The sequence below is a fragment of the Pelagicoccus sp. SDUM812003 genome (assembly GCF_031127815.1).
In the GTDB taxonomy this organism is placed as follows: domain Bacteria; phylum Verrucomicrobiota; class Verrucomicrobiia; order Opitutales; family Opitutaceae; genus Pelagicoccus.
The window spans coordinates 1-431 of sequence record NZ_JARXHY010000080.1 but is presented as its reverse complement, the minus strand read 5'-3'; the positions used below and the strand labels follow the sequence as shown (position 1 = coordinate 431).

The window sequence follows — 431 nt, the reverse complement described above, 5'->3', positions numbered from 1 at the left end:
CTTCCGTCCACAGGCGGCGGAGCTCCCTTCCTCCACTCTTCACTTGCTGGTAACAACACCACTGGTGGGATCAACGAGTTGACCGGTCTCTTCATCGTTACCGGTCTTGGCCCATCATTTGGCGGAATCTCCATTGATTCCAATCCAACGGTTGGTGCAGGCTCTGCCCTTTTCCAGTTGATCCTGAACCCTGTGTTCGACGCCAACACATTGTCAGTCTCAGGCACGGTTCTTTTCGATTCGTCAGTAGCCGGCTCTTTTGATGGAACAGCTTCTGTTGACGAAGAGGTCTACTCGTTGGGTCTTCTCTCCAAGATCACCTCGAATGGAGCTGGTGGCGGTAGCCACGATACCGACGTCAAGGTTCCAGACACTGGTTCTACCGTCGCTCTTCTCGGATTCGGCCTTCTCGGTCTCGTTGGAATCGCTCG

At 54.3% G+C, this 431-nt stretch carries 1 protein-coding gene; it reads left to right on the top strand.

From position 1 onward, the window contains the following. The coding region (locus QEH54_RS22875) for a VPDSG-CTERM sorting domain-containing protein (protein WP_309021054.1) at positions 1-431 on the top strand (431 nt) is incomplete at both ends.